Raw genomic sequence first — 23,200 nt, 5'->3', positions numbered from 1 at the left:
TATCAGGTCATGCTGACCAATTTGTCAAAAAATTCGGATTAAATTTGCAATCTACCATGTAATAGTATTTTCTGAGCTTTATTTACTATTTGTGCACTAACATCAAATATTTTCTCTGGTATTTCCTTCAATAATTGAAAATTATGAGTATTCAAGCGATAAAACGTCATTGTAATCTTTCTTAGGTCTTTTATTTCATATGGCATTTTGCAAAAACCAATCCCACTTCCAAATGCCACTAATTCATCTCCATTACCATCCACACAAACAGCAACGTTGTTGTTAATCTTTTTTACCGCTTTCATTTTTCATCACTTCCTTACACTTTGCTAAGAATTTTCATTCTCTTAATAAAATATTTTTCGCAGAAATTAATGTGCCAAAATTTTCTGTCAATTCTACTTTCTTGTTGTATCCGCCCGTGAAAATAGTCATAACTGTCATATCTATCTTCTTACTATCCATAAATTTATCATCAAAGGATAGCAAAGCATCGCCTCTTCTAACCCTTTGTTGTTTTTTAACGAATGTTTCAAAACCCTTACCATTCAATTCAACTGTGTCTATACCAACGTGAATCAAAATATCAATTCCACCTTCAGTTGTTACCCCTACTGCATGTTTAGAATCTGGTAGAGAAACTATTGTTCCAGCAACTGGTGAAAAAACCGTAGTGGATCCTTTAGAGGGGACTATTGCAAAACCGTCTCCCATCATTTTTGTTGAAAATACTTGATCTTTTACACTTTCTAACTTAGTTAATACCCCAGTTATAGGACAAACAACCTCTAAAACTTTATTTTTATTTAAGAAATTAAACATACTATCTTCCTCCTAAGCAAAAAAACTCCTTGAAACATTTCCACAAAAACGGCACAGTCAATCTGTCCATTTTCACGGTAATGCCTCAAAGAGTTACAATCCGTCTTATTGATTACGTTTACATTATAAATTGTCCGTAACTTTTAAGCAAGCTTATTTTCAAAATTCATCAACTTCTTTATCTCGGACCTTTATTTATATAGTATCCCTCTTGCATTTTCTTCAGTCATCTCAGCAATTTTTCTACCCGCAAAGTCTTTGCGAGAATAACTAAATAATAACATCTTCAATAACAATTTAGCTGGATATTCTGGCCGACCGATCCACGAATACTCATTTTCTAAATCATTAGCTGGTATTGATTCAACCAAAGTGTTAATTGTCCAAACAATATGATTATTTTTGGGTTGCCAGTCTAATTATAGTTTCAAAATTGTTGATTATTGTTATAATTTATTTGCATAGGAAACACCTCTATATTTCTTTTTTGTTTGGTCAAAATAAGAACACCAGAAAACTTCCTCTGCGTACATAAAAAAACGAAAAACAGCTCTGAGAAATCAAAATACGATTTCTCAGAGCTGTTTTTTTAAAATTTAAGTCTTTTGTCCCAAACTTTTTTTAAATATTAAACAAACATAGTATTTTAACCATATTAAAGATTAAAATTGAACATTAAAGCTGTCTTATTAGTTTGAACTTCAAAAAGTTCCATGTGAAACAATATCTTAAAAGTTATTCTTGACAAGTTATGCTCCAGCACCATTGTTATAAAATCAATCACGGCAGTTTACTCAAGATTTTTAAAAATCAATTTTTGAGCCTGATTAAGTGCTCTGACAATGTTGATGTTTAAACCATGTTTTAACGAATAATTCAAAAAAACCATCGAATTAGCCACATATAGATCTGACAAATAATTAAGCAGAAATTCTTCCAATTTGACGAGACTCGGGGTTTGCCGGACATGTTCTGAAAATGTTTTTCGAAGTACGGATTTAAACAATTCATTTATGTTGAATGGTGGTGGCATCTTGTTGGATTTGATAACAGGCGCTTTTAGTGCGCTACAAACTGCAATCAACGGGCATTTAGAAATTGTTTTTTCCTCATCGTTAGTTGCAGCAGCAATCTTTTTTTAGTCGGATGTCTTGTACTATTATTGACTGTTATCATAAAGGAACATTCAATTCTAATACAGCTAAAATTCAATGACTTTAAAAAGCTTCCATATTGAGCCTGGATGGATAGGCTCATCGGTGCTGGATTTGTTTTCGGTAATATCATTATCATGCCACAATTAGGGATTGAATTAGCTATCATGGTTGTGCTAACCGGACAATTGGCGGGCAGTTTATTGCTTGAACAGTTTGGTTGGCTAAATTTCCCTCGACGACCGCTCCAAAGAAATTCAATTATTGGTCTGAGCGTAATTGGGATTGGAATTTATTTAATCAAGTTTTTCTAAGAGTAAGCTGTGTGGTAACTATTGTTGGTCTGTCAAGCTAACAATGACTTTCCCGTTATGCTGTCCCTTGGCCACGTATTCTTGACCTTTTCTAACATCGGCTAAATTGAAATCGAGTACCTTATCTATACGAGTATAAAGTTGTCTATTCCTGATCATTAAAGATATCGCCGCAAATGCATCACGATCAAGATACTTTTTCTGTGGAACAAGAACTTTGAGTGTTACCTTCTTTTTATTGTTTCTTTGAACAGGCAACTGTGTTAAAGAAACGTACATTCCCTTTTTTTTAACTAAGTTCAACCCAATACCTGTTCTTAATCCATCATTTGTAGCATCAATTATAATATCTGCCGAATTCTCCAAAACTTCGATTTTTTCGAACTCATCCATATCTACAAACCTATAGGCCCCGATGCTAAGAACATATGCTTTGTTGATGGCTCGGTCAATGCCGATCACTGACAAACCATACGCTTTGGCCATCTGAACCACCATTGAACCAACGCCTCCAGACGCCCCAAAGACAACGATTCTTTGTCCCGCCCTTGCTTGTGCTAGATGGATCAAAACATTATACGCTGTTATGCCAGAAAGCGGCAGACCCGCTGCTTCATAAACATCATATTGTTTGGGCCTTATCCCAATATGCTCCGGTGAAACACAAAAATATTCTGCATAAGTTCCATACCCCGCATGAGCGATTATCTCATCCCCAACATGGTAGTTTTCAACTTTAGCCCCCACTTTAACAACAGTTCCAACTGCATCCGTACCTAAGATTGTTGGAAACAGTAACAGAACCGAATTTTTGAAACGTCCCTCCCTTATAGCAACGTCTAACGGGTTTATAGCAAAGGCTTTGGTTTTTACTAGAATCTCACGTGATCCGATACTTGGAATATCAAGTGTCAATTCTTCAAGAACTCCTGAACTTCCATACTGGTTGATACCGATTGCTTTCATAATTTTCTCATCCTTTCTGGGAAAATAATTTTAATGTAGAAAAAACAAGCTCGGCGAATTTCTCACGGTCAATATCAAATAACACATAAGCGTTTTTTTTGCGCTTCGTCAGCTCATAGTAATCTATAATCGTTTCACCAGCAGTCAGTTCACCTTTGGTTTCTACCTCCACATTGCATTCTTTGCCGGAAAAGATTTCCGGCGCTATCAACCAAGCAATCGTACATGGATCATATATTGGAACACCATCAAAGTGTCTATTTCCATGATTAAATTGCAGTCCGTAAAAATTCAACAGAGAACTGACAGCATCAGAAATGCTGGTTCGCAATGCTTTTATTCTCTTCAAATCTTGTTCACGCAGCTCTGCTTTGTAGGCCACATTTAATGGAAGCAAAACCAATGGTATCCCTGCATCAAACACAATTTTAGCTGCTTCGGGATCGACCAGCATATTAAATTCTGTTGTCGGCTGCCAGTTTCCAACGCCCATCCCCCCCCCAAGAACAACTAATCTTTTAATTGATCTTTTTAGTTCTGGATGAATTGATAAAAACAAAGCGATGTTGGTGCAAGGACCGGTTACAACGATCGTAATAGGTTCACTTTCCTGTCGTAACACATTCGCGATCAGTTCAATTGCAGGAACAGTTTGAATAGGGAAATCAGGTTGGGGCAAGTCGGCCCCATCAAGCCCAGAAATACCATGCATTGTCACACCCGTTTTTAACTCTCGCATCAGAGGTTTTCTATTCCCTGATGCCACTGGAATTTTCTTTTGACCTAAAAGTGTAAGTATCCGCATCGCATTATTTAATGTTCTAGAAGGCAATTGATTGCCCGCAGATGTGGTTACCGCTTTTAAATCGATTTTTGGCGATAGAACGGCCGTCACTAAGGCTATTGCGTCATCGTGTCCCGGGTCACAATCTAAAATAATTTTTTCCATAACGTAGCACCGATCCTTTGCTTGAAATAACATATTTTATTCACTTAAAAATAATAATCTAAATCTAAAAACCTTACCAACTATTGAATTTAATAAACAAAAGATCCTAAACCCAGATTAAAGGCTTAGGACCATAAGCCCAAAATGAAAACTGAGAACAAACACCAAAGTTCTGCGCTGGGCTCTATTATAGATTAGTCTAATTTACTTGATGGCAGAGGTTCCTTTGTATTCTTTATCATACTTTGCCCTGAAATAACTTTCAACTTCTTCCAGTTGAACACCTTTCGTCTCTGGAATACGTGCATGAACAAAGAATAGTCCTAAAATGCAACATGCTGCGAAAATGTAGAATGATGTTGCCAACCCAAGAGCTGAAAGCATAACTGGGAAGAACAGTCCTACAAGAAAGTTCGCAAACCAAAGTACAAAAATCGTAATCCCTGTTCCCAAACCGCGATAACGCGCAGGAAAAATTTCCGAATTAATCAACCAAGTAACCGGTCCAAGTGTACCTTGGAAAAAGATGATATAAATCAGCACAATAATCATAACTGCAACGCCTGACCAAGAAGCACCATTCGCAAAAGTACGGATTAAACCGACGCAGATAAGACAGATCGCACAAACGGTCAACCCACTGTACTCTAAAAACTTGCGTCCCAAACGGTCAACTGTGTACATCCCAATAATCGCACCGATGCATGAGAACAAACCGTTAGCAACATTGGAAATTAAAGCCGCCTTGGAACCAAATCCACTGGCCTCAAGGATTTGTGTGCCATAATACATTACGGAATTTATTCCCGCAAATTGTTGGATTACACCTAATGTTGCTCCTGTAATAACGATTTGCATTATCCATGGTTTTTTAAAATCTGCTAAAGATGCAGCTTTTTCTTCTTGTTCCTTATCTTTTCGAATAGCATCTCTAATCTCTTTCATCTCTAAATCAGCCGTTTCATTTGAACGGATGCGGACAAGTGAGTTAAACGCATCTTTGTAACGTCCCTGGGCTGCAAGCCAACGTGGAGTCTCTGGGACAAAAAACATTCCGATCCACAACAGAATACCTGGAATTGTTGCAACACCCAGCATTAGACGCCAGATAGCCGCATTATTTCCAAAGGCACTACCTAACCAAGCATTAACACCAAAAGATAAAAACTGCCCAAATACGATCATCAATTGATTCATCGAAACCATTTGACCACGCATATGCGCGGGAGCAACTTCAGCTAAAAATAATGGTACGTTAGCTGAAGCTGAGCCAACTGCTAAACCCAATATAAACCGAAAAACCAGTAATATTCCAGAACTGGGAGCCCATGCACAACCTAATGCTCCTAAAGAAAAGACAGCTCCTAACCAGAGTAAAATACGTTTGCGACCCATTCGATCACTAAGCGGTCCGCCAAGCACGGCCCCGAAAGCTGCTCCGAGCGTCAATCCACTTGAAACAACCCCCTGATTAAAAGGGGAAAGCGCCAACTGACTCTTAGCAGACATAAAACCAAGTGATCCATTGACTACCGCAGTGTTGTATCCAAATAGCAATGAACCCATACACGTAATTAATGCAATGAACCACATATATCCGCGCCGTTCACTTGGGTGACCAGCTGTATCTACACCTTTATCCATTCCAACTCCTCCTCATCCCTCAGATATCAATCTGGATCCTAAATATTATTCTTTGTAGAATTTAGGACTTTCTGGGATATCAAGGTCTTGTGTTTTTCCGCCTTCTTCAATCGATCTCAAAGCTGCATCGGCAGTAACTGCAGCAATATAACCATCCCATGCTGATGGTCCAGCAGGCGACTTGTCTTCAGAGACATGTGCAACGAAATCACGGAATTCAATATCATATGCACTTTCAAAACGAGCTTTCCAATCTGTCAGAATTTCTGTACTGTATTTGGCATCTTTCCGCAAAGCTACTTGTGGAACTGTAGGTAATTCTGCAACTCCTTCTTCTCCGATTACATCACACTTTATGTCATAACCGTACTGACAGCGAACAAAAACTTCAACAGAGATGTTAATTCCACTCTTTGTCTCCATTACCACAATTTGCGGATCGCGAATGCTTTTATTTTGAACATGGCGCGTTTGTTTTGGCAAGTAAACCTTGATATTTTTATAATCATCATTTAACAACCAATGCATAACATCAATTTCATGAATTGCTGTCTCAATAATTGAGCGTGTTGAGTCATATTCTTCAGGTTGTGTCTGGTTGTAGTGACGGCAATCCGCCATCAAAGGCGCTCCGATTTGACCGCTATCAATAATCTTCTTCAATTGTACATATTCAGGTGCATAGTGGCGCATGAAACCTACTTGCAGCATTCTGCGGCCATGCTTCTGTTCTTCTTCTACAACATCCATACATTGCTTTGCATCTAATGCTAAAGGCTTTTCACAGAAACAGAATTTCCCGGCTTTTAATGCAGCCATTACAATTTCATAATGAGCTTCATTGCTTGCAGTACATACCACAACTTCAACTTCTGGATCGTTGATCAGTTCATGATAATCAGCATAGTCTTTTGCTTGCAAACCTTGTTCATCGAGCACTTTTTGTGCCTTGCCTGGAACAATATCACAAACAGCTGTCACATCAACGTTAGCAATTGTTTTAGTCAAACGGTTCAAATGATCTGATCCAATAAAACCAATTCCGATAATACCTACTTTTGTTGTTTTAGTCATAATAAAAATCTCCTATCTTAATAATATTTTTTATTTTGAAAATAAGTTTTTCTCAATATAGCTGTGAGCAATTTGTGCCATCTCCAGCGGGTTAGCCTTTGAAGGATCCTGTTCAGCTTCTATCACAATCCATCCTTGATAGCCATGCTTGACTAGTTCATCATAAATAGGTTTAAAATCAAGATCACCATCTCCAGGAACTGTAAACATTCCATTCAAGAATGATTCCTGAAAAGTAAGTTTCTTGTCCTTTGAATCTGATTCTTGGTTTTTACGCACATCCTTGAAATGAACATGGACTACTCGGTCAATATGGTCTTTCAAAAGACTCATATAATCTCCATCTGAAACATAGATATGTCCAGTATCGTAAAGAAGACCAACTTTTTTAGGATCTGTATTAGCCATCAGACGATCTGTCTCTTCTTTTGTCTGAATACCTGTTCCCATATGATGATGATATGCAACTTTGATGCCATATTTTTCAGCTATTTCACCATAATGATTCAGTCCCTCGCAAACTTTATCCCATTCAGCATCCGTAAAAAATGGCTTATCTGTAAAAATATTTGCATTATCTGAACGTTGAATTGTATATGTTTGTTCTGAAACAACTGCTACCGGTGCTCCAACAGCCTTTAAAAACTGACAGTGTTTCTCAAATGCCTCGCTTGCCTTCTCAATTCCATCACGGATAATGTAACTGCTGAACCACTGACCAGCAATTTCTAAATTACGCAGCTTCAACTCATAGTTGAGTTTATCTGGTTCTGGGAAAAACCCACCAACCTCCGTTCCTTGGAATCCTGCTACAACAATATCGCTTAGTAGTTGCTGTAGATTATTCTCTTTCCCAATCGATGGAATATCATCATTTCTCCAGCCAATCGGTGCGATACCCCACTTGATGTTCTTATTCATTGAACTTAAATCCATTGTAAATTCCTCCTTGTTTATTTAATTTCAGCTACTTTTTCAACCTGTCCGCTCAGTAAAGAACGTTTTGCCGCTTCTGCCAAACGAATAGCGCGAACACCATCATCAAAACTGCACGCAACCGGATGTTCTCCTCTAACGGCTCCAAAGAAAGACCTTAGTTCTTGTGCATAAGCCTCTTTGTATCTCTGTAAAAAGAAATACATAGGTGTGTCTGCTAAAGCGCCCTCTTTTCCAACAAAGGTTGTTTCCGAATTCAAAATATTTTCAGCTCGAGACACCCCCTTTGAACCGAATAATTCGATTCTCTGATCATATCCATAAACTGCTTTCCTAGAGTTATCAATAACTCCAAGCATCCCATTTACGAACTTCAATGATATAACAGCTGTATCTATGTCCTTAAACTTGCGGATACGATCATCGATCAAAATATCGCCAAACACATGAACCTCAGCAACCTCTTGTCCGGTGATGAAACGCGCCATATCAAAATCGTGAATTGTCATATCCATAAAAATACCACCGGAATGTTCCACATAATCCAGAGATGGCGGTTCAGGATCTCGTGAAGTTATTTTTAACAACTGCGGATCGCCTATTCTGTTTTCATCACGATATTCCACGATTCTATCGAAATGTTTATCAAAACGGCGATTAAAGCCGACTTCAAACTTCACACCCATCTGATTCACGACTCTATATGCTTCAAGAATGTCCTCATTCTTAAAACCGACCGGTTTCTCACAAAAAATATCTTTCCCCGCTCTTGCTGCATCAATTGTAATTTGAGGGTGCAGATCCGTGGGTGTACATATCAAAACCGCATCTATCTCCGGATCAGTCAATATCTGGTGATAATCTTTAACAAGAGTAGAAACTGCTGGATATTTTTCTTTCCAAACTTCATCTATGAGGATGTCACAGATTGTTTTCACGGACACATCATCAAATGTGAGCAGATTTTGATAATGAACATTGCCTATTCTTCCCATTCCGATAATACCCACATTAAGAACATTGTGATTTTTCACACTTAACACTCCCTTCTTAGCCTAAATAAATTTATATTATATAGCACATAAATTTATTTTTTATATTGAACAATCTATTGTGAAATTTGTATCAAAATAGAATAAAAAAATAATTTGTTTTCGATTACACCCACATATTATCAGCAAAATAGTTAGTTGTAAAGGCATTTATTGAATTTAACAAAAAAGTTGTAATCGGTTTCCACTCTTGAGTTGACATTCACAAGTTATAGTGAAATAATCAATGGGTAGTTAGCCAACATCTTGTTTAAAAGCTATAAGCTCTTAAACGCTCTCAACAAAGCTTTTTTTACTTTTATTTTGTTAATTACTTCACTTTATAATTCAAAAAACATTAAGTGGTATTGATCTTCTAGAGAATGGTCTTTCTCCTGATTCTCAGCAGCTAGCAAAAAATTAAGCAAACCGGCATCTTGTTTAGTTACCCCAGAACGTATGCGAAAGAAGTTGATTTTGATGAGTTTCTCAAAAAATAAGTCTCTCGACCAGCCTACGAGTTCTAGCAATAACATTGCTAAAAAAAATCTGAAAAAAATTGCTATTCTTTCTACTTTTGGAGGGCTTCTTTTCGGAATTGATACAGGCGTTATCAATGGTGCTTTAACCTTCATGGCTTCCCCACAAGAATTAAATTTAACTTCTACCGATGAAGGATTGGTCACAAGCGGTATCACACTAGGAGCAGCGGTTGGTGCTCTCACTGCCGGCAAGCTTTCCGATCGCTATGGTCGACGAAAAGTTATGTTGTTTTTGTCGATCATATTCTTAGTATTCACTGCAGCCTGTTCTCTGGCACCTAATGCTCTTACGATGATTATCTTCCGCTTTTGTCTGGGTTTAGCTGTTGGTGGAGCTTCAGTTATTGTTCCGACTTTCCTTTCGGAATTATCTACTCCATCTATTCGCGGAAAACTCGTGACTCAAAATGAATTGATGATCACAGGTGGACAATTGCTGGCATTCAGTGTAAATGCTTTGCTTGGTATTTTATTCAATGAACAAAGTAATATTTGGCGCTGGATGATCGCATTTGGCATGATCCCTTCAATCTGTCTATTTGTAGGCATGATGATTATTCCTGAATCGCCGCGCTGGATGGTCATGAAGGGAAAGGTTGCAGAAGCCGAAAAGACCTTGGTTTCTATTCGCTCTACTAAGGATGAAGCTGCAAAAGAAATAATGCAGATTCAGCATGCTTTAAAACAAGAAGAAGAAACCAAACAAGCAAAATTAAAAGATTTGACGATTCCTTGGGTGCGAAGGCTCATTTTGATAGGTGTTGGGATTGGAATTATGCAGCAGATAATTGGGATAAATATCATGATGTATTACGGAACAACTATTCTAATGAAATCTGGTTTTGGACACCAGTCAGCGCTCGTTGCCAACATTTTCAATGGACTGGTCTCTGCAGTAGCTACATATGTCGGAATGCACCTAATGAACAAAGTTAACCGCAGGAAGATGCTTCTCACTGGTATTACTGGAACTGGAATATCCTTAATGGCAATAGCACTAATTTCTACCTTTTTAACCAATTCAGCTCTCTTGCCGTATTTTGTGATCTTGACAACAATGATTTTTCTTGGATTCTTCCAAGGATGCATTTCACCGACAACATGGTTGCTAATGTCAGAGATTTTTCCACAAAACTTACGTGGACTTGGCATGGGGATCTCAACTTTCTTTCTCTGGTTAAGTAATTTTCTAGTAGGATTTGTTTTCCCAATTCTATTAGCCAATATTGGGTTATCAGCAACCTTTATAGTTTTTGTAGGCTGCAACTTGCTTTCCTTTTGGTTCGCGTGGAAGTTCGCGCCCGAAACGCGTGGAAAGAGCTTAGAACAGATTCAATTAGAATTTCAATATGGTCAAAAAACGGGTATAGGACCCGAGCAACACTAAAAAACACTAGGAGGTTCTTTTTTATGAAAAAAATAAACGTTGGAATTATCGGATTAGGTCGGGCAGGTCAAATGCATCTACACAATTTAATGACTCTGCCAGAAGTTAACATTGTTCAACTAGCGGATGTTTTCATTGATAAATTTTCTGACAAACTAAACGAGCTCGGTTTTACTAATCTGACCACCGACTACAATGATTTGTTGAACAATCCCGAAATTGATACCGTTTTTGTGTTCACATCAACAGACACTCATGAACAGATTGTGACCGATGCTGCTAAAGCTGGAAAAAACATTTTCTGTGAAAAACCTTTAAGTATGAATACTATTGAGAGCGCCAGCGTGAACGTTTTGAAAGAAGTCAAAAAAAATGGAGTTAAACTACAAATGGGGTTCAACCGAAGAATGGACCCACAATTCCGCGATATTTATACACAAGTTCGGAACGGTAACATTGGAAATCCTCAGATCGTAAAAATAACTTCACGCGATCCTGATTTGCTACCGCATGACCTAATTCAAAGAATTGGCGGCCTTCTCTTTGATTTTACAATGCACGACTTCGATATGGCTCGTTACATGGTGAACAGTAATATCAGTGAAGTTTACGCTAAAGGCGGCACCCTCATTGATCCAACCTTAAAGGATATCAATGATATCGATACGCTCGTACTTGTTCTTCAATTTGAAAATGGGGCTTACGGTTTAATTGATAATAGCCGCAAAGCCGTGTATGGTTACGATCAACGGGTAGAAGTCTTTGGATCAAAAGGTATGCTCAAAGCTGAAAATGTTAGTCAAAGTACAGTTGAACTTTATAACGAAACAAATAAGATCGAAAGAAAACCACTCCCTATCTTCGTTCAAAGATACCATGAAGCATATATCGCTGAAATGAAAGCTTTCATCAATTCTCTTTTAGAAGATAAACCAGTCGTTGCCACTGGAGAAGATGTTATCATGGCTCAAAGAGCTGCAATAGCAGCACAAGAGTCCATGAAGACTGGAAACCCAGTTAAAGTCAATACTCATTTTTCTTTAGATTGATCTAGAAAGTGTGGAGATTAAATATGAAAGGCACAGCTGAGATTTCAGAACAAGAAAAAACAGCAACTCTGAATCATTTCACATTAAGTGATGTTCCTAAATTAGTTGATGTTATCAAGAAAGTTAGTAAGGAAAACTATCAAAAAATAGTTGTAGAAATATATAAGGGCTCAAGACTAGTTTTTTTAAGTGCTGGTGACCAAACGACTGCCGAAAACAATCTTTGGGCAAAGAAAAAATACAATGTGGTCGCCCAATATGAACATAGTTCTCTATACGAAAAAGCCGTGTACAATGCTGATAATAAAGTGTTCTTTGAATCCAGCGGCTATTCTCCGACCGATTATGCAATCGTCGGCGGGGGTTTTCCATTAAATGTTGCCACTGTTGGATTCAGTGGTGTACTAGTTATCTCCGGTTTAACCGACGAAGAAGATCATGAGCTAGCTTATATTGCATTGACCGAGCTTAAAAAATTACAGTAAGCTTATCATCTTTAACTTAACTATGAGGCTGGTAGCAATCTATAATGAAAAAGAAACAAAATTCCACTAAAACCATGGAATTTTGTTTCTTTTTTATTAGGTACGTACTAGGCTGTGTGAGGTCCCACCATGATATCTTCCATCTTAAAGCATGCTTCAGCATGTCTCAAATCTGTTCAAATGGCTAACACTCAACTATACACTGTTGACTTTTAATTATGATTCATTTACGCTTAAATCTTTTAAATCATACCCCTTGCTCATAAAAATAATTTTATAAATATGTTAACCTTTAAATTAACACTTAATTATAAACTCTATTAAAATTCAATAATTTTTATATCTCATAATTGTTTACGATAAAAAACAATGTTTCACCTGCTTTTACCCAAAACGACGATTTCAACGACTTTGGTACTCTCGAATCCATTGAACTAACATCCAAATGCTCATTTCTAATTACTAAAGGACGAACTAGCTTATGTTGCCCATTTTCAAGATCATAAAACTTGTTAATTCATCAATTTCATCAGCCACATCTAATAGTTTATATTTTTTAAAAGCTAAAGTCTTATTTTCTCTAATAATAAGCTCTAAATATCGTGTAGCTTTATTCAACCCATAGTAAAATCTACTTGATCTTCTACATCCACTCTTTTAAATGCTTCCTCTGTTTGTACATCATTTCCTCTAATCAAATAAGGATTTTGTTTCTTCAACTCTGCTTTTAAAAGTATCCCTAAAATCTCAACTTCTTCTTCCATAAAATAGAAAGTTCCATCATCATTATCTTTAAAAAAGTATTACTTTTTAAATTTTTTTAATCACAAACCACCTAATTAAAACTATTTGAAACCACATCACTTATGATAGGGACTTGCGTAACATAAATAGGAGCGGTTTATCTTTATAACAAATATAATTGTTTCTGTTCTTCTTCTTTAAATTCAGGGTCCTCTATTTTAAATTCCTCCCTTCTTGTCATCAGCTTCTCTATTTCCCGGTTCCCTATATTCAATTTAAAATTTTTGTAGTACATCATCCTGACAACAAAAGCAGTAAATAATAGCGGTGTCAGCTCTCTTCGAACTGGGACTCGTAAATTTTGTTCTAATCCAATATGAATATGTGCAGTAGGATGATATATAGAATTTTCGTGTTGTTTTGGACAATAATCATATCTAATAGGTGTAACAAAGTGGCGTTCCTCTGCGCTTTCTTTGAAAAGTTCATAGTCTAATTCTTGCTCTGACTCAAGTTCACGCAGTTGTTTTGAATCCAATCTTCCCTTTCCTAAAAATTTTGCGAAATCTTCTATTGTAGCTCCCTTAAACGGAACTTGGTAAAACGCATACCTTATAATTTCACACTTATTATCCGCAGAAAACTGAAAAAAAGAATTATCATTTAATAATATGTCATAATCTCCGTACTTCATTGCTGTTTTATATATCTTTATATAGTCATCTTCCATCATACATGATACAAATTTTTCAGAAAATTTGCTAAAATTCATAGTTTCTTTACGCGAATAATTTAAGGAATGTAGTAGCTCAACCTTCTTTAAAAGTTTTATTGCCTCCTGAAAAGATGCATTAATTTTACCAATTTTAATTGTCATTATTATCAACCAGCCCTAATTCATCGTTAGTAGCACCCAAATTTTTGGCTTTTTTAATGCTTTCCTCAGCCTCCTGTAGTGCAACACGTTTAGCTCTTTCTGCTGCAACATCTCTTTGAATTTTTTCTACATTTTGTTGAATAAAGTTTAGCTTATAGTTGTTAATTTGTAGTTGTTTGATTTCATTTTTTAAAGTTCCATCTTCTATTTTAACTCCACTAATTTTTAACCAACCTTTTGTCCGAGTCATGGCTACAAAAATTTTATCTCTCATTTTAATATCACTGCTTTTACTTTCAAAAGCATCAGCACCAATTATATATACTGCGCCAGCCTCGTTTCCTTTAGCTTTGTAAACTGTAGATAAAGTAACTGCTCCCTTTTTACTGAAACCCATTGAATAATTATTTCCTAATAGATTATACGTATTAATGTCTTGCCTGCTTAGGCTAAGCTCTAAAGATTCAAAATATGTGCGTGCATATTTATCATCAATTGAAATAACTACAATATCTTCCGGTCTTAACCCCTCTGTTTTAATATCCTTAACAATAGCTTGGGAAACCTTATTAACTTCCTCATTCATAGAATCAAAACTACTTATTTGTAACAAGTCATCCGATGTATTTTCGCTTGTAATTGAAAGTGGACTATTTTCTTTTGGCCTCTCAATGCTCATTTCATCATCGACATCACCATTTCCCTTTAGTACTCTATATCCTAAATCTTCCCATTGTTCATTTTCTTTAATAGTTTGTACTAATCGTGATGCATAGATTCCAAAACCAACAGCTTGAGCAGCCAGCAATATTTCCATTGGGTTTCTGTAACTCTTATGTAGTACAATATCATTGTTGATACCTGGGAATTCTTTTGCATCTAGAGCTAAATCAATTCCCTTAGCTCCGTACTTATTTTTAAAAGTTTCTGTTGGATTTTGCAACTTAACATCGTAAATATTTTGCAATTCATCATACGCCCAGACTATAGCATCGTCCCTAGTTAACTCCCTGCAAACTTGATAAAATTCTGGTCTAAAATCCTGAGCTTCATCAATAAAAACATAATCATACATTGATTTCAATCGCCCTTGGGTTCTATCTAAAAGATCACAACACACAGCATTAAATGGATCCTCACTATTCTTTACATCGCGAAAAGTAAGAGGCTGAATGTCGTTATTACGGCAAGCTTTATAGTAAACCCCTGGATAACTTCTTCCCCCCCATGCATGTAATATACTAATTTTATTTTCAAAATCCGGTAAAGTTCCATCATCTGAAATAAGTCTATAGAAACGTGTTATTAATGTTTTAGCAAAATCATATAGACTCTTTGTCATAAAAGTGTATAATATTTTTTTCTCTGGATACTTTGCATGCATCGTAGCAACTTTCATACATAATATTACTGTTTTTCCAGATCCAGCAAGCCCTCTTATTCGTTGTGGTCCATTAACTTCCGATAAAGCTGCCCGATGTTGTTCTTCATCAAAACTACTTATTTCTTCTTCTACTTTATTCAATAAAAACCCCTTAGTATCATTCTTCTTTACTTGACGTGGTTCTGGTTTTAACATGCCTCCTGCGTAATCTATAATATTTGTCACAGATTTCAATTGTAATTTGTCCATCTGTGTATATCTATTTTCCTTTTTTATTTTTTTAATTAGATCACTAGCTGAATGTACAATTTGTTCACCATCAACATTACCTAAATTATCTAGATTAGGCGCATAGAGAATAGAATCTAAATTAATTTTTAATTCTCTTCTTCTGCCCTTTATTGATTTATCACCCCTCTTTATCAAATTACCAAAAATCACATTTTCTTTTTCTAAAAGCCTATCTAATTTTTTGTCTAATTGCTGATCTCTATTCACATTAGGCAAAAAAGAATCAATTATAATTAATCCATAGATAGGACTGATGATAAGAACATCTGGATTCATATTTCCAGAATCTAATTCTCCCTTCAGCATATAATCATAGTTAATAACAGCTTGCTTATCACTATCTTTAAAAAATGCAGCTAGTTTTTTTACCAGTACCTGTACCTGTATCTGCTTTTCGTCATAAAATTTGTCGGACAAAATATTAACATTATTCTCCATATCGTTAATTCTCCTTTATATAAAAAACTATATTCCATTTATATTATACCTTTACAATTAATAAAATATATCTAACAATTCACTTTAATTTTATATAGCACTATTTTTCATCAATACTTCGTTATAAATTCTGTAGCGATTCTACCACATTATATGCTAAAATATTCATTACCTTTTAAAAACACAAAACATCTTCAATAATTTTAAAAAAAGTTATAAACCTTGATTAAATTGGAGCAGACAGATTATTTAAAAGCGAATATGCTTGGCACGAACAATGTTCCTTTATTTTATTTTTTATAATGTAATTTTAAATTTTGTCAACTTTTTTAATTAACGTTTTTTATTTAATCTATAACTCAGATAAAAAAAAATAAAAACAAGGTTCCCCTATTTTTATCCAAAACCGATAATTTCGATAAGCTGAGCACTCTCTCATTCTCTACCTATTCTTCAACATTTCAATGCAATAAACTAATACTATTACATTATGTGCACTGAGTTCCATCACTTAGACAATGATAATCGCATTCCAATAGGAAGTTCTTAATTCTCCGAGAATCTTTAACAATCACGTTTCTTCTGTTATCCAGTTTCATCCTTCTTAGATTAAGCCCTAATTCTATCTCCTGCAGAATTACAATCAAGTACATAGCTATCTCACTCTTTCACTTTACGTTCAATTGTTATTGTTGCTTTTTCAAGATGCTTACGTGTTTCATTTTCTACCATTACTCCTTACCCCCTATTTCTTTAATAACTGTTGTTGCTATTGAAATTACTACTTGCAAAGCTACTTCAATCCATTTACTCATTTTTGCCTCCTCTAACTAGTTGATTATTACTATCCAAAATTCCCCATGCTAGCAATTCCTGTTGTTGTAGATCTGTTATCAAAAAGCCAATATAATTTTCACAGCCATAAAAATAAGCCATTACTTTTTCTGGTAATGGCTTTCCACTAATTGTCGGTACTTGAAGCATCTCATCTTTATACAGTACATATGCTTCAGAGCTTAGTTCATCATGCTCTATTTTCCGATTCAACAGTTCATTTAAACGTTGAACAATTGTTGCCTCCACTTGATTTTTATTGAATTCCATCTTCGCTCTTCTCCTCATTAACTTCCTCTGGAAAAATCATCATTGCCCTGTCAAACTGAACAATCACCCATAGCGTTCCTTCAAACAAATGCTTACAATTTTTGATTTCAAATACTTTACTGTAATTTTTATCTTCATACTTTAAAAACAGCTGCTGGCTCTGAATTGTAAATTCGAACCTTTGAACTAAAGCAAGTACTTGATTATTTTGCCGTCTTTTATTAAGTAACTGCCAACAAATTGCTTGTAATTCCCGAGGTACTGTATCTTTAACTTTCTGAGTATAGAAAATACCCATCTCATTCATTGCTTGCTGCCCCAAACAAGTCTTTTGATCTCATTGAAAGATAACTTCCACCAAAACCCTATGATAAGGTGATCTAATAGCTTAATTTGTAATAACTCGCAAGCCTTATAAAGCTCTTGCGTGAAACTAATATCTGCTTTAGAGGGTGTAGTATCTCCACTTGGATGATTATGAACAACAATAATACTGGGAGCATTGGACAAAATTGCAGTTCTAACTACATCACGTGGTATAGCCATTGAACTCAAAATCGTTCCAATATGAACTGTTGAAATATTAACTGGTTCTTCTTTGACATTAAGTGCCGCTACCACTAATTGCTCATTGGCTTTGTCCTCGATAAATGATGAAAATAGCCCATAAGCCGCCTGGGATGTCGTACATTTGCGCTTTTCATATAAAAAACTTCCTTCTTTAATTAGCTTAATACTGACAACAGAGACACCTTTGCTATTATATTTACTCATGAATTTTTATCCTTCCTAATTTAATATACAAAAAAAGACTTGGCTTTTAATCCAAGTCTTTTAGCTTCTACTTATGCTTTTGCCTTGCCCTCTAAATACTTCTGTACTTCTGCTTTGTAACTCATCATTTTGAAAAAGCTTGGCCCAACCGTTACAAGTTTCAGCCCGGAAGCTAAGGTTAAAATTGGCCAATTAAAAATTCCGATGAGAAAAGCTACTGTTTCAAACTGATCTGTTGCTTTAGTAAGATTTCCCTTAATAATTCTAGTTGAAAACTCCCATTTTTGATTTGCTCTATTCTGGGTAAACGTAAAACAGAATACACGATTCTTTTCGTTAGGATTAATAGCCTTAAAAACAACTATGCGTGAGTTATTTGCTGCTATTTTCTGAATTTCCTTCTGCAATTCTTTGTTTTGGACACCTTTAAGAAATTCCTTATCCGGAAATTCTGGCAATTTAAAATCCGCATGTTCAAATTTTGTTTGGTAACAGTCTGTTTTAATTTTTAACTGTAATAAGTCTTCAATTTTTCTTAGGTCATCTTCACTAATTTCATAGTACATTTGTTACCCCCATATTCTATACACTTAAAATTATTTTTTGCTTCTACTCTGTTTTGTGATGTCAGTGATCTTTTGTTCAATGTCTATGTGAAAAAAGTGAGACGCTCCACTTACAAGAACCAGTACATTACCGAGTAAAAATAACCAAGCTCCTAAGGCAAATGATGATGAACCACCAAAGTTTCCAGTATCACCTAACTGTCCTTTCAACACAAACAAAAAGATTAAACTCACAATTGGTAAACCAAATTTAAGCAAACTTTCATATTGTTGCAGTGATTTTATACGATCCACAACTAAAATCAAGGCTGGTACAATAATAAATAAAGTTCCCAACAAATAGTCACCATTAAAAATCAGCTTGTAACCTGGATAAGATAAACTGTAAACTAACCCACCACCTGGATCCCCAGCATAAAAATTACCGACGAACAAAGATACGATCATAATGATTGACCCAATTATATCTAAATTAGCTATTATTTTTTTAGTATTAATGTTCATTTTCTGTTGTACCTTCTTCCGTATAACCATTAGCAAGCAATTGATTTTTGAACCATGTATCATACATCGAACCAAACCAAGCTAGCTCAGCTAAATTAAGGATCAACGATATAACTGAACCCATTGCACTCGAAACGATAATATTAGCTACCAGCGCAATTACGAATGGAATAGCAATTTTGGCAACAAAACCTGTAGTCTTATATTTCTGGCTAAATACAGCATAAAAGATTGTAAAAATTCCTCCTAGCCAGTTAAACGATCCCTTAACCTGCTTCTTAATTGTTTTGCCATTAATCTCCTTTACCATCACCGTGTCTTCCAATACTCGATCATTAAAATCAAATAGTTCTGCAAAATTCATTATTTATCCCCCTTCTTTTCGTTATCTGCCTGATGAATCATTTTCATAACCCACTTCTGTGAATAACCATACTTTCGTGCTAAAAACTGGGAATTACTTCCATCATATTTTTTTAAGACTTGTATCGCAGCTCGTTTCCTATCATACAAGTGTGTTGGGATTGTCAATTGTGATCCGCGATAGTGTTCGTAAACTGCCAGCATTGCATCAATTCCAATTATTTCACTGAGCCCCTTATAAAAAGATTGTAGAGACTCAATATCAATTGGCTCTTTCATAATCGTTCCTCCCTTCATACATCTTTAAACACAAACTAACCTCCCTTTAAATTTTAGTCATTGCGTAATACTTTCGCTACTTCACTTTAGAAGTAACATTGCCTTGCACCTTCCTTACACTTATCTTGGGCTGGAACTTTTTCTTAAAATTCCCAATAACACCCGTTCAACATTCTTTATTTACCCACTGATCGGACAAATGTATTGGCTATTCTCAAGTGTCTAGAAAACCTAGGCCCGTTTTCCCAATTTTCTAAGACAACTAATACATCTATATATAATCGTGTACAATAAATTGCAGTTTGATAACCCTTCTGTAATTAATCATAAAAATATATATTTAACGTTTTTTTATATTTTTATTATTATTTCTTCACTAGATTGCAAAGAAAGAGCAGGTGCTCCTTTCAGAGAACCTGCTCTTTCTTGTTGATGCTTCTTAATCTGGTGTATGATTTCCTTATTGAAAATCATTTCTACCCAAATCAATTTTTCTTTACGATTAAACTGAATATTATCAATAAATAGCATAAACATTTGCTTGAGATATTTACGCTCCTTGTTTGAAATAATCTCTTTAATTAAGCCTATAACCTTTTTTATCGATGTATTCGTTGGTCCCTTCCCGTACGCCAATATTTTCTTCGAACACTGGTCTACTTGTAATTGTAACTTAGAAACTTCATTGACTAAAGCTAATTTTCTAGGTGTAATACTTTGTGCAAGGATAGCATCCTCTTTACTGAGGTCCTCATATTTGCTAATTTTCTCCTCTAAGTCTGCAATAATAGTCTTTTTGTTAGAAATAGTTTCCCGTAGTTGTTGAATATTGGTGTTTTTTTCCTCAGCCATTTTCCTCGCAATAATCTTAGCAATATTCGGTTCGGTCACAACATAAAATAGTTTTTTCATTACTAATGCTTCAGCCTCTTCTGCACGTATTGAATTAGCATGACAAACTTTACTACCCTTATTGCGAAAATTGGCACAACTATAATAGCGGATACGCTTTTTAGTTCCATCTTTCAAAGTATTAGTCGTATTACTTGCTGCCATCGCTCCACCACATTCTGGGCACCTTAATAATCCTGTCAAGATGTTCGTTCCTTGGTGATCCCACGCAGGAATTTTTGCTGTACTTTTCCGCCTCACTTCCACTCGGTCCCAAAGTTCTTGAGAAATTATGGGCTCATGTTTTCCCTGCACCAATACCATCTTTTTATTTAAGCCATTGCGCCTTTTCTTATCCCAATTACGGTACTTAGCATAGCGTACTTTCCCGACATACAATGGATTATCAATAATATTTTTAACCGCTATTGTTGAGAATACATTTCTATTTTTTGTCCGATATCCACACTGATTTAACTCATTAGCAATTGCTCTAAACCCCTTCCCCCGATCAAACAAATTGAAAATCAGACGAATAATTTTTGCTTCTCGGGGTTCGATGTTTAAAATTTTCTTTCCTGATTCATCAAGCCCAGGTTTGTACCCTAACACACGACCAACAGTTGCATATCCTTCCTGTGCTCTCTTGTATGCCCCAAGGTAAACATTCTCGGCAATATTATTTCTTTCAAGTTCACTAACCGTGCCCGTGATTGTAAACATAAATCTTCCTTGTGCTGAGTCAAGGTCTATTTTTTCTGATACAGAAGTAAAACCTATTCCGTTTCTCTGAAAAATATCGACCATTTCAAGCAGATCTTTCGTATTACGTGCAATTCGGCTGTTCTTCCAGACAACGACCATATCAAATTTCTTGTTTCGAGCATCGCAAGGAGGCTTTGAATCCCAGGCCTTTTTTCGACACTACTTCCAGAAATTCCTTCGTCAGCATAAATTTTTACTAGTTCCATATCATCTTGCTGGCAAAATTCACTTATCTTTTGTCGTTGAGCGTCCAATGAGTAACCTTCTAGTACCTGATCTCTAGTAGACACTCTGACATATCCAACTGTCTTTTTTACTTTTATTTCAGCCAAATTATAACAACTCCTTTTTTAATTGTAGAAGGTCAAACTTGCCCTTGACTAATAAAATAGACTTAATATTTTTTCTTTGATCAATGATTACACTGTTTACAACTAGATCTATGAATCCATCTCGTTCTAGCTTTGAAAATATTTCTAACCACAAGCTTAATTTCATTTTACGTTGTCCGTTCTTAGATGTGCTTCTATCACTGGCAAGTACCAGCCGTTCCCTTAATTGTTCTACGGTTAAATCACCGTTTTCAAACTGTCTAAAGATTTGCTTATGGTTGATGGAGTGCTTCCCATCCCCCTTTATTTTTTTATTGGTGGAAAAATGTCGTACCACAGCTTTAATGAAATATTTTTGAAAAATTTCACTTTTAAAAATATCGTGAATTGTTTCAGTGACTTTCCGTTCAACATCAGCACTTCTAAGCCTATAGGAATGGTACGCCTTATCTTGTCGTGAATAGTTTGTGCCCACACTACAATAGTAATAGCTGTAAGTTTTACCGTTTGAGCATACTCGGTTGTCTGACATATGATGCTTACATAAGGGGCATATTAATTTTCCTTGCAGCAATTGCGGCTTTTTTCTGGTTTTTCTTTTTTGACAGAATTTTCTTTTCTTTACCATTAACGACTGTACCTCAGCAAAAATTTGCTTTTCTATGATAGGTGGATAAATATCCTGACGCTTCCCATAATTCGTTTTATCTATCCCAATGTAGTGTTGATTCATCAAAATTTGTTTTATCCGCACTGGTTGAAGATCCCTGTTAAACCTTTCTTTTACCAACGTCGATAATTTACGGTACCCCCTACCCTCTAGGTATTTTTCGTAAATAAATTTAACAATCACCGAAGTCGTTATTTCAATTTGAACCTTGTGTTGTCCATCAAGAAAATATCCATACGGCAACTGAGATGAAATTATCCGCCCCTGCTGAAACTTATGAGCTAAAGCCAATTGTACATTTTCTTGGATAATTGATCTTTCAAATTCTGCAACGGCTCCATAAATTTGTGCTTGTACCATCCCCACAGGTGTTGTAAAATCGTCTAACTGTTCAGTCAGACTAATTAATTCTACCCCATTCTTTTGAAAGAGCTCCATCAGTTGTAGAAGCTCTTTTGCATTACGACTTAAACGATCAAGTTTAGTGACAATTAGATAGTCAATTTGATTAATACACTTTATTTCTCTAATCAGGCTCTGTATCCCCTGACGATTAGATATGTGATGTCCACTCACGCCTTCATCCTGAAACATCTTCAAACTCCAGCCACGCTCTTGTGCAGTCCCTGCTATCCTTTTGCTTTGAGACAACAGGGAAAAGCCCTGTAAGACTTGTCTTTTGGTCGATACACGCACATATCCGACAGCCTTTATTTTCAAATTATCCCTCTTCCTTTCCATTCAAAAACTCAAAAATAATCTTTACTAACTGCTCAGCAAATCTTTCTGCAGTCAACTTATTTTCATCCATGACATTTCACTCCTATTTACTCTAAAATTTTTTTGATTGAGAACAAATAAGGTC

The 23,200-nt window shown here is 35.8% G+C and carries 25 protein-coding genes and 3 pseudogenes; 5 read left to right on the top strand and 23 right to left on the bottom strand.

Annotated elements, in window-relative coordinates; translation table 11 throughout:
* Positions 1 to 62 precede the first annotated feature (62 nt).
* From FD20_RS04160 to FD20_RS04150, 3 genes and pseudogenes are all read right to left on the bottom strand, one after another.
* A pseudogene (locus FD20_RS04160) lies at positions 63 to 305 on the bottom strand (CAT RNA binding domain-containing protein); the annotation flags it as partial.
* 34 nt (positions 306 to 339) lie between these two features.
* The gene (locus FD20_RS04155; RefSeq protein WP_057736329.1) at positions 340 to 822 is read right to left on the bottom strand and encodes a PTS sugar transporter subunit IIA; all 483 of its coding nucleotides are present in this window, start codon (positions 820 to 822) and stop codon (positions 340 to 342) included.
* A gap of 191 nt (positions 823 to 1,013) precedes the next feature.
* Positions 1,014 to 1,226, bottom strand: a pseudogene (locus FD20_RS04150) (transposase); the annotation flags it as partial.
* Between the two features lie 537 nt (positions 1,227 to 1,763).
* Between FD20_RS04150 and FD20_RS13295 the strand changes: the two are divergent.
* Together FD20_RS13295 and FD20_RS04145 are read left to right on the top strand one after the other, a co-directional pair.
* Positions 1,764 to 1,964, top strand: coding sequence for a hypothetical protein (locus FD20_RS13295; RefSeq protein WP_157060846.1), 201 nt, complete (start codon positions 1,764 to 1,766; stop codon positions 1,962 to 1,964).
* A gap of 101 nt (positions 1,965 to 2,065) precedes the next feature.
* Entirely contained in the window at positions 2,066 to 2,290 is a 225-nt protein-coding gene (locus FD20_RS04145) for a DMT family transporter (protein WP_057736327.1), read from the top strand.
* An 18-nt stretch (positions 2,291 to 2,308) separates the two neighbouring features.
* On the opposite strand, the gene FD20_RS04140 is transcribed toward FD20_RS04145, so the two are convergent.
* The 6 genes from FD20_RS04140 to iolG (FD20_RS04115) form a co-directional block, all read right to left on the bottom strand.
* A complete protein-coding gene (locus FD20_RS04140; protein ID WP_057736326.1) occupies positions 2,309 to 3,256 on the bottom strand; it encodes an NADP-dependent oxidoreductase in 948 nt (315 codons plus the stop codon).
* A 7-nt stretch (positions 3,257 to 3,263) separates the two neighbouring features.
* Positions 3,264 to 4,238, bottom strand: a complete 975-nt coding sequence (rihA, locus tag FD20_RS04135; RefSeq protein ID WP_235807703.1) for a pyrimidine-specific ribonucleoside hydrolase RihA — start codon at positions 4,236 to 4,238, stop codon at positions 3,264 to 3,266.
* A gap of 171 nt (positions 4,239 to 4,409) precedes the next feature.
* Positions 4,410 to 5,849, bottom strand: coding sequence for a sugar porter family MFS transporter (locus tag FD20_RS04130; protein ID WP_057736325.1), 1,440 nt, complete (start codon positions 5,847 to 5,849; stop codon positions 4,410 to 4,412).
* Between the two features lie 45 nt (positions 5,850 to 5,894).
* On the bottom strand, positions 5,895 to 6,923 hold the full coding sequence (locus FD20_RS04125) for a Gfo/Idh/MocA family protein (RefSeq protein WP_057736324.1): 1,029 nt from the start codon (positions 6,921 to 6,923) through the stop codon (positions 5,895 to 5,897).
* A 30-nt stretch (positions 6,924 to 6,953) separates the two neighbouring features.
* Positions 6,954 to 7,859, bottom strand: a complete 906-nt coding sequence (gene iolE / locus FD20_RS04120; protein ID WP_235807702.1) for a myo-inosose-2 dehydratase — start codon at positions 7,857 to 7,859, stop codon at positions 6,954 to 6,956.
* A 17-nt stretch (positions 7,860 to 7,876) separates the two neighbouring features.
* On the bottom strand, positions 7,877 to 8,893 hold the full coding sequence (gene iolG, locus FD20_RS04115; RefSeq protein WP_201782783.1) for an inositol 2-dehydrogenase: 1,017 nt from the start codon (positions 8,891 to 8,893) through the stop codon (positions 7,877 to 7,879).
* Between the two features lie 456 nt (positions 8,894 to 9,349).
* Here iolG (FD20_RS04115) and FD20_RS04110 point away from each other — a divergent pair, with 456 nt between their 5' ends.
* From FD20_RS04110 to FD20_RS04100, 3 genes are read left to right on the top strand one after another with little or no spacing between them, the layout of a single operon-like run.
* Positions 9,350 to 10,819 (top strand): sugar porter family MFS transporter, encoded by a 1,470-nt coding sequence (locus tag FD20_RS04110; RefSeq protein WP_057736323.1) that lies wholly within the window; start codon positions 9,350 to 9,352, stop codon positions 10,817 to 10,819.
* Positions 10,820 to 10,842: 23 nt separating this feature from the next.
* The gene (gene iolG, locus FD20_RS04105; RefSeq protein ID WP_057736322.1) at positions 10,843 to 11,868 is read left to right on the top strand and encodes an inositol 2-dehydrogenase; all 1,026 of its coding nucleotides are present in this window, start codon (positions 10,843 to 10,845) and stop codon (positions 11,866 to 11,868) included.
* A 23-nt stretch (positions 11,869 to 11,891) separates the two neighbouring features.
* Positions 11,892 to 12,353, top strand: coding sequence for a heme-binding protein (locus FD20_RS04100; protein WP_057736321.1), 462 nt, complete (start codon positions 11,892 to 11,894; stop codon positions 12,351 to 12,353).
* A 474-nt stretch (positions 12,354 to 12,827) separates the two neighbouring features.
* Here the strand turns inward: FD20_RS04100 and FD20_RS13785 are convergent, their stop codons facing one another.
* The 14 genes and pseudogenes from FD20_RS13785 to FD20_RS04040 form a co-directional block, all read right to left on the bottom strand.
* On the bottom strand, positions 12,828 to 12,971 hold the full coding sequence (locus FD20_RS13785; protein ID WP_235807701.1) for a hypothetical protein: 144 nt from the start codon (positions 12,969 to 12,971) through the stop codon (positions 12,828 to 12,830).
* Complete coding sequence (locus FD20_RS13290) at positions 12,968 to 13,117, bottom strand: hypothetical protein (RefSeq protein WP_157060844.1); 150 nt, start codon at positions 13,115 to 13,117, stop codon at positions 12,968 to 12,970. Before FD20_RS13290 ends, FD20_RS13785 begins: the two co-directional genes overlap by 4 nt.
* A 143-nt stretch (positions 13,118 to 13,260) precedes the next feature.
* Entirely contained in the window at positions 13,261 to 13,974 is a 714-nt protein-coding gene (locus FD20_RS04095; RefSeq protein ID WP_057736320.1) for a DUF2290 domain-containing protein, read from the bottom strand.
* Complete coding sequence (locus FD20_RS04090) at positions 13,964 to 16,087, bottom strand: DEAD/DEAH box helicase (RefSeq protein ID WP_057736319.1); 2,124 nt, start codon at positions 16,085 to 16,087, stop codon at positions 13,964 to 13,966. The genes FD20_RS04095 and FD20_RS04090 overlap by 11 nt, the downstream gene beginning before the upstream one ends.
* A gap of 807 nt (positions 16,088 to 16,894) precedes the next feature.
* A complete protein-coding gene (locus tag FD20_RS04085; protein WP_057736318.1) occupies positions 16,895 to 17,191 on the bottom strand; it encodes a hypothetical protein in 297 nt (98 codons plus the stop codon).
* On the bottom strand, positions 17,178 to 17,498 hold the full coding sequence (locus FD20_RS04080; RefSeq protein ID WP_057736317.1) for a DUF960 family protein: 321 nt from the start codon (positions 17,496 to 17,498) through the stop codon (positions 17,178 to 17,180). Before FD20_RS04080 ends, FD20_RS04085 begins: the two co-directional genes overlap by 14 nt.
* Positions 17,495 to 17,965, bottom strand: coding sequence for a JAB domain-containing protein (locus tag FD20_RS04075; RefSeq protein ID WP_057736316.1), 471 nt, complete (start codon positions 17,963 to 17,965; stop codon positions 17,495 to 17,497). Before FD20_RS04075 ends, FD20_RS04080 begins: the two co-directional genes overlap by 4 nt.
* 71 nt (positions 17,966 to 18,036) lie before the next feature.
* Positions 18,037 to 18,531, bottom strand: coding sequence for a hypothetical protein (locus tag FD20_RS04070; RefSeq protein WP_057736315.1), 495 nt, complete (start codon positions 18,529 to 18,531; stop codon positions 18,037 to 18,039).
* A gap of 30 nt (positions 18,532 to 18,561) precedes the next feature.
* On the bottom strand, positions 18,562 to 19,035 hold the full coding sequence (locus tag FD20_RS04065) for a hypothetical protein (RefSeq protein WP_057736314.1): 474 nt from the start codon (positions 19,033 to 19,035) through the stop codon (positions 18,562 to 18,564).
* Positions 19,025 to 19,399 carry a hypothetical protein gene (locus FD20_RS04060; RefSeq protein ID WP_057736313.1) on the bottom strand — a complete coding sequence of 125 codons (375 nt, stop codon included), beginning with the start codon at positions 19,397 to 19,399 and terminating at the stop codon, positions 19,025 to 19,027. Before FD20_RS04060 ends, FD20_RS04065 begins: the two co-directional genes overlap by 11 nt.
* Positions 19,399 to 19,677 (bottom strand): Mor transcription activator family protein, encoded by a 279-nt coding sequence (locus tag FD20_RS04055; protein ID WP_057736312.1) that lies wholly within the window; start codon positions 19,675 to 19,677, stop codon positions 19,399 to 19,401. The genes FD20_RS04060 and FD20_RS04055 overlap by 1 nt, the downstream gene beginning before the upstream one ends.
* 351 nt (positions 19,678 to 20,028) lie before the next feature.
* Positions 20,029 to 20,829 (bottom strand): recombinase zinc ribbon domain-containing protein, encoded by an 801-nt coding sequence (locus FD20_RS13780; protein ID WP_268871935.1) that lies wholly within the window; start codon positions 20,827 to 20,829, stop codon positions 20,029 to 20,031.
* Positions 20,830 to 21,623: pseudogene (locus FD20_RS13775) on the bottom strand (recombinase family protein); the annotation flags it as partial.
* A gap of 43 nt (positions 21,624 to 21,666) precedes the next feature.
* The gene (locus FD20_RS04040; RefSeq protein ID WP_083489036.1) at positions 21,667 to 23,076 is read right to left on the bottom strand and encodes a recombinase family protein; all 1,410 of its coding nucleotides are present in this window, start codon (positions 23,074 to 23,076) and stop codon (positions 21,667 to 21,669) included.
* Between the last annotated feature and the right edge of the window lie 124 nt (positions 23,077 to 23,200).

The organism is Liquorilactobacillus uvarum DSM 19971 (assembly GCF_001434935.1).
Taxonomy (GTDB): Bacteria; Bacillota; Bacilli; order Lactobacillales; family Lactobacillaceae; genus Liquorilactobacillus; species Liquorilactobacillus uvarum.
This window is presented reverse-complemented; position numbering and strand designations above follow the sequence as displayed.

Excerpts from the sequence above, each read along its gene's own strand:
- FD20_RS04155 (WP_057736329.1), bottom strand. The coding sequence starts at position 822 with ATGTTTAATTTCTTAAATAAAAATAAAGTTTTAGAGGTTGTTTGTCCT.
- FD20_RS04145 (WP_057736327.1), top strand. The coding sequence starts at position 2,066 with ATGGATAGGCTCATCGGTGCTGGATTTGTTTTCGGTAATATCATTATC.
- FD20_RS04140 (WP_057736326.1), bottom strand. The coding sequence starts at position 3,256 with ATGAAAGCAATCGGTATCAACCAGTATGGAAGTTCAGGAGTTCTTGAA.
- rihA (WP_235807703.1), bottom strand. The coding sequence starts at position 4,238 with ATGTTATTTCAAGCAAAGGATCGGTGCTACGTTATGGAAAAAATTATT.
- FD20_RS04130 (WP_057736325.1), bottom strand. The coding sequence starts at position 5,849 with ATGGATAAAGGTGTAGATACAGCTGGTCACCCAAGTGAACGGCGCGGA.
- FD20_RS04125 (WP_057736324.1), bottom strand. The coding sequence starts at position 6,923 with ATGACTAAAACAACAAAAGTAGGTATTATCGGAATTGGTTTTATTGGA.
- iolE (WP_235807702.1), bottom strand. The coding sequence starts at position 7,859 with ATGGATTTAAGTTCAATGAATAAGAACATCAAGTGGGGTATCGCACCG.
- FD20_RS04110 (WP_057736323.1), top strand. The coding sequence starts at position 9,350 with ATGCGAAAGAAGTTGATTTTGATGAGTTTCTCAAAAAATAAGTCTCTC.
- iolG (WP_057736322.1), top strand. The coding sequence starts at position 10,843 with ATGAAAAAAATAAACGTTGGAATTATCGGATTAGGTCGGGCAGGTCAA.
- FD20_RS04100 (WP_057736321.1), top strand. The coding sequence starts at position 11,892 with ATGAAAGGCACAGCTGAGATTTCAGAACAAGAAAAAACAGCAACTCTG.
- FD20_RS13290 (WP_157060844.1), bottom strand. The coding sequence starts at position 13,117 with ATGGAAGAAGAAGTTGAGATTTTAGGGATACTTTTAAAAGCAGAGTTG.
- FD20_RS04095 (WP_057736320.1), bottom strand. The coding sequence starts at position 13,974 with ATGACAATTAAAATTGGTAAAATTAATGCATCTTTTCAGGAGGCAATA.
- FD20_RS04090 (WP_057736319.1), bottom strand. The coding sequence starts at position 16,087 with ATGGAGAATAATGTTAATATTTTGTCCGACAAATTTTATGACGAAAAG.
- FD20_RS04085 (WP_057736318.1), bottom strand. The coding sequence starts at position 17,191 with ATGGAATTCAATAAAAATCAAGTGGAGGCAACAATTGTTCAACGTTTA.
- FD20_RS04080 (WP_057736317.1), bottom strand. The coding sequence starts at position 17,498 with ATGAATGAGATGGGTATTTTCTATACTCAGAAAGTTAAAGATACAGTA.
- FD20_RS04075 (WP_057736316.1), bottom strand. The coding sequence starts at position 17,965 with ATGAGTAAATATAATAGCAAAGGTGTCTCTGTTGTCAGTATTAAGCTA.
- FD20_RS04070 (WP_057736315.1), bottom strand. The coding sequence starts at position 18,531 with ATGTACTATGAAATTAGTGAAGATGACCTAAGAAAAATTGAAGACTTA.
- FD20_RS04065 (WP_057736314.1), bottom strand. The coding sequence starts at position 19,035 with ATGAACATTAATACTAAAAAAATAATAGCTAATTTAGATATAATTGGG.
- FD20_RS04060 (WP_057736313.1), bottom strand. The coding sequence starts at position 19,399 with ATGAATTTTGCAGAACTATTTGATTTTAATGATCGAGTATTGGAAGAC.
- FD20_RS04055 (WP_057736312.1), bottom strand. The coding sequence starts at position 19,677 with ATGAAAGAGCCAATTGATATTGAGTCTCTACAATCTTTTTATAAGGGG.
- FD20_RS04040 (WP_083489036.1), bottom strand. The coding sequence starts at position 23,076 with ATGGAAAGGAAGAGGGATAATTTGAAAATAAAGGCTGTCGGATATGTG.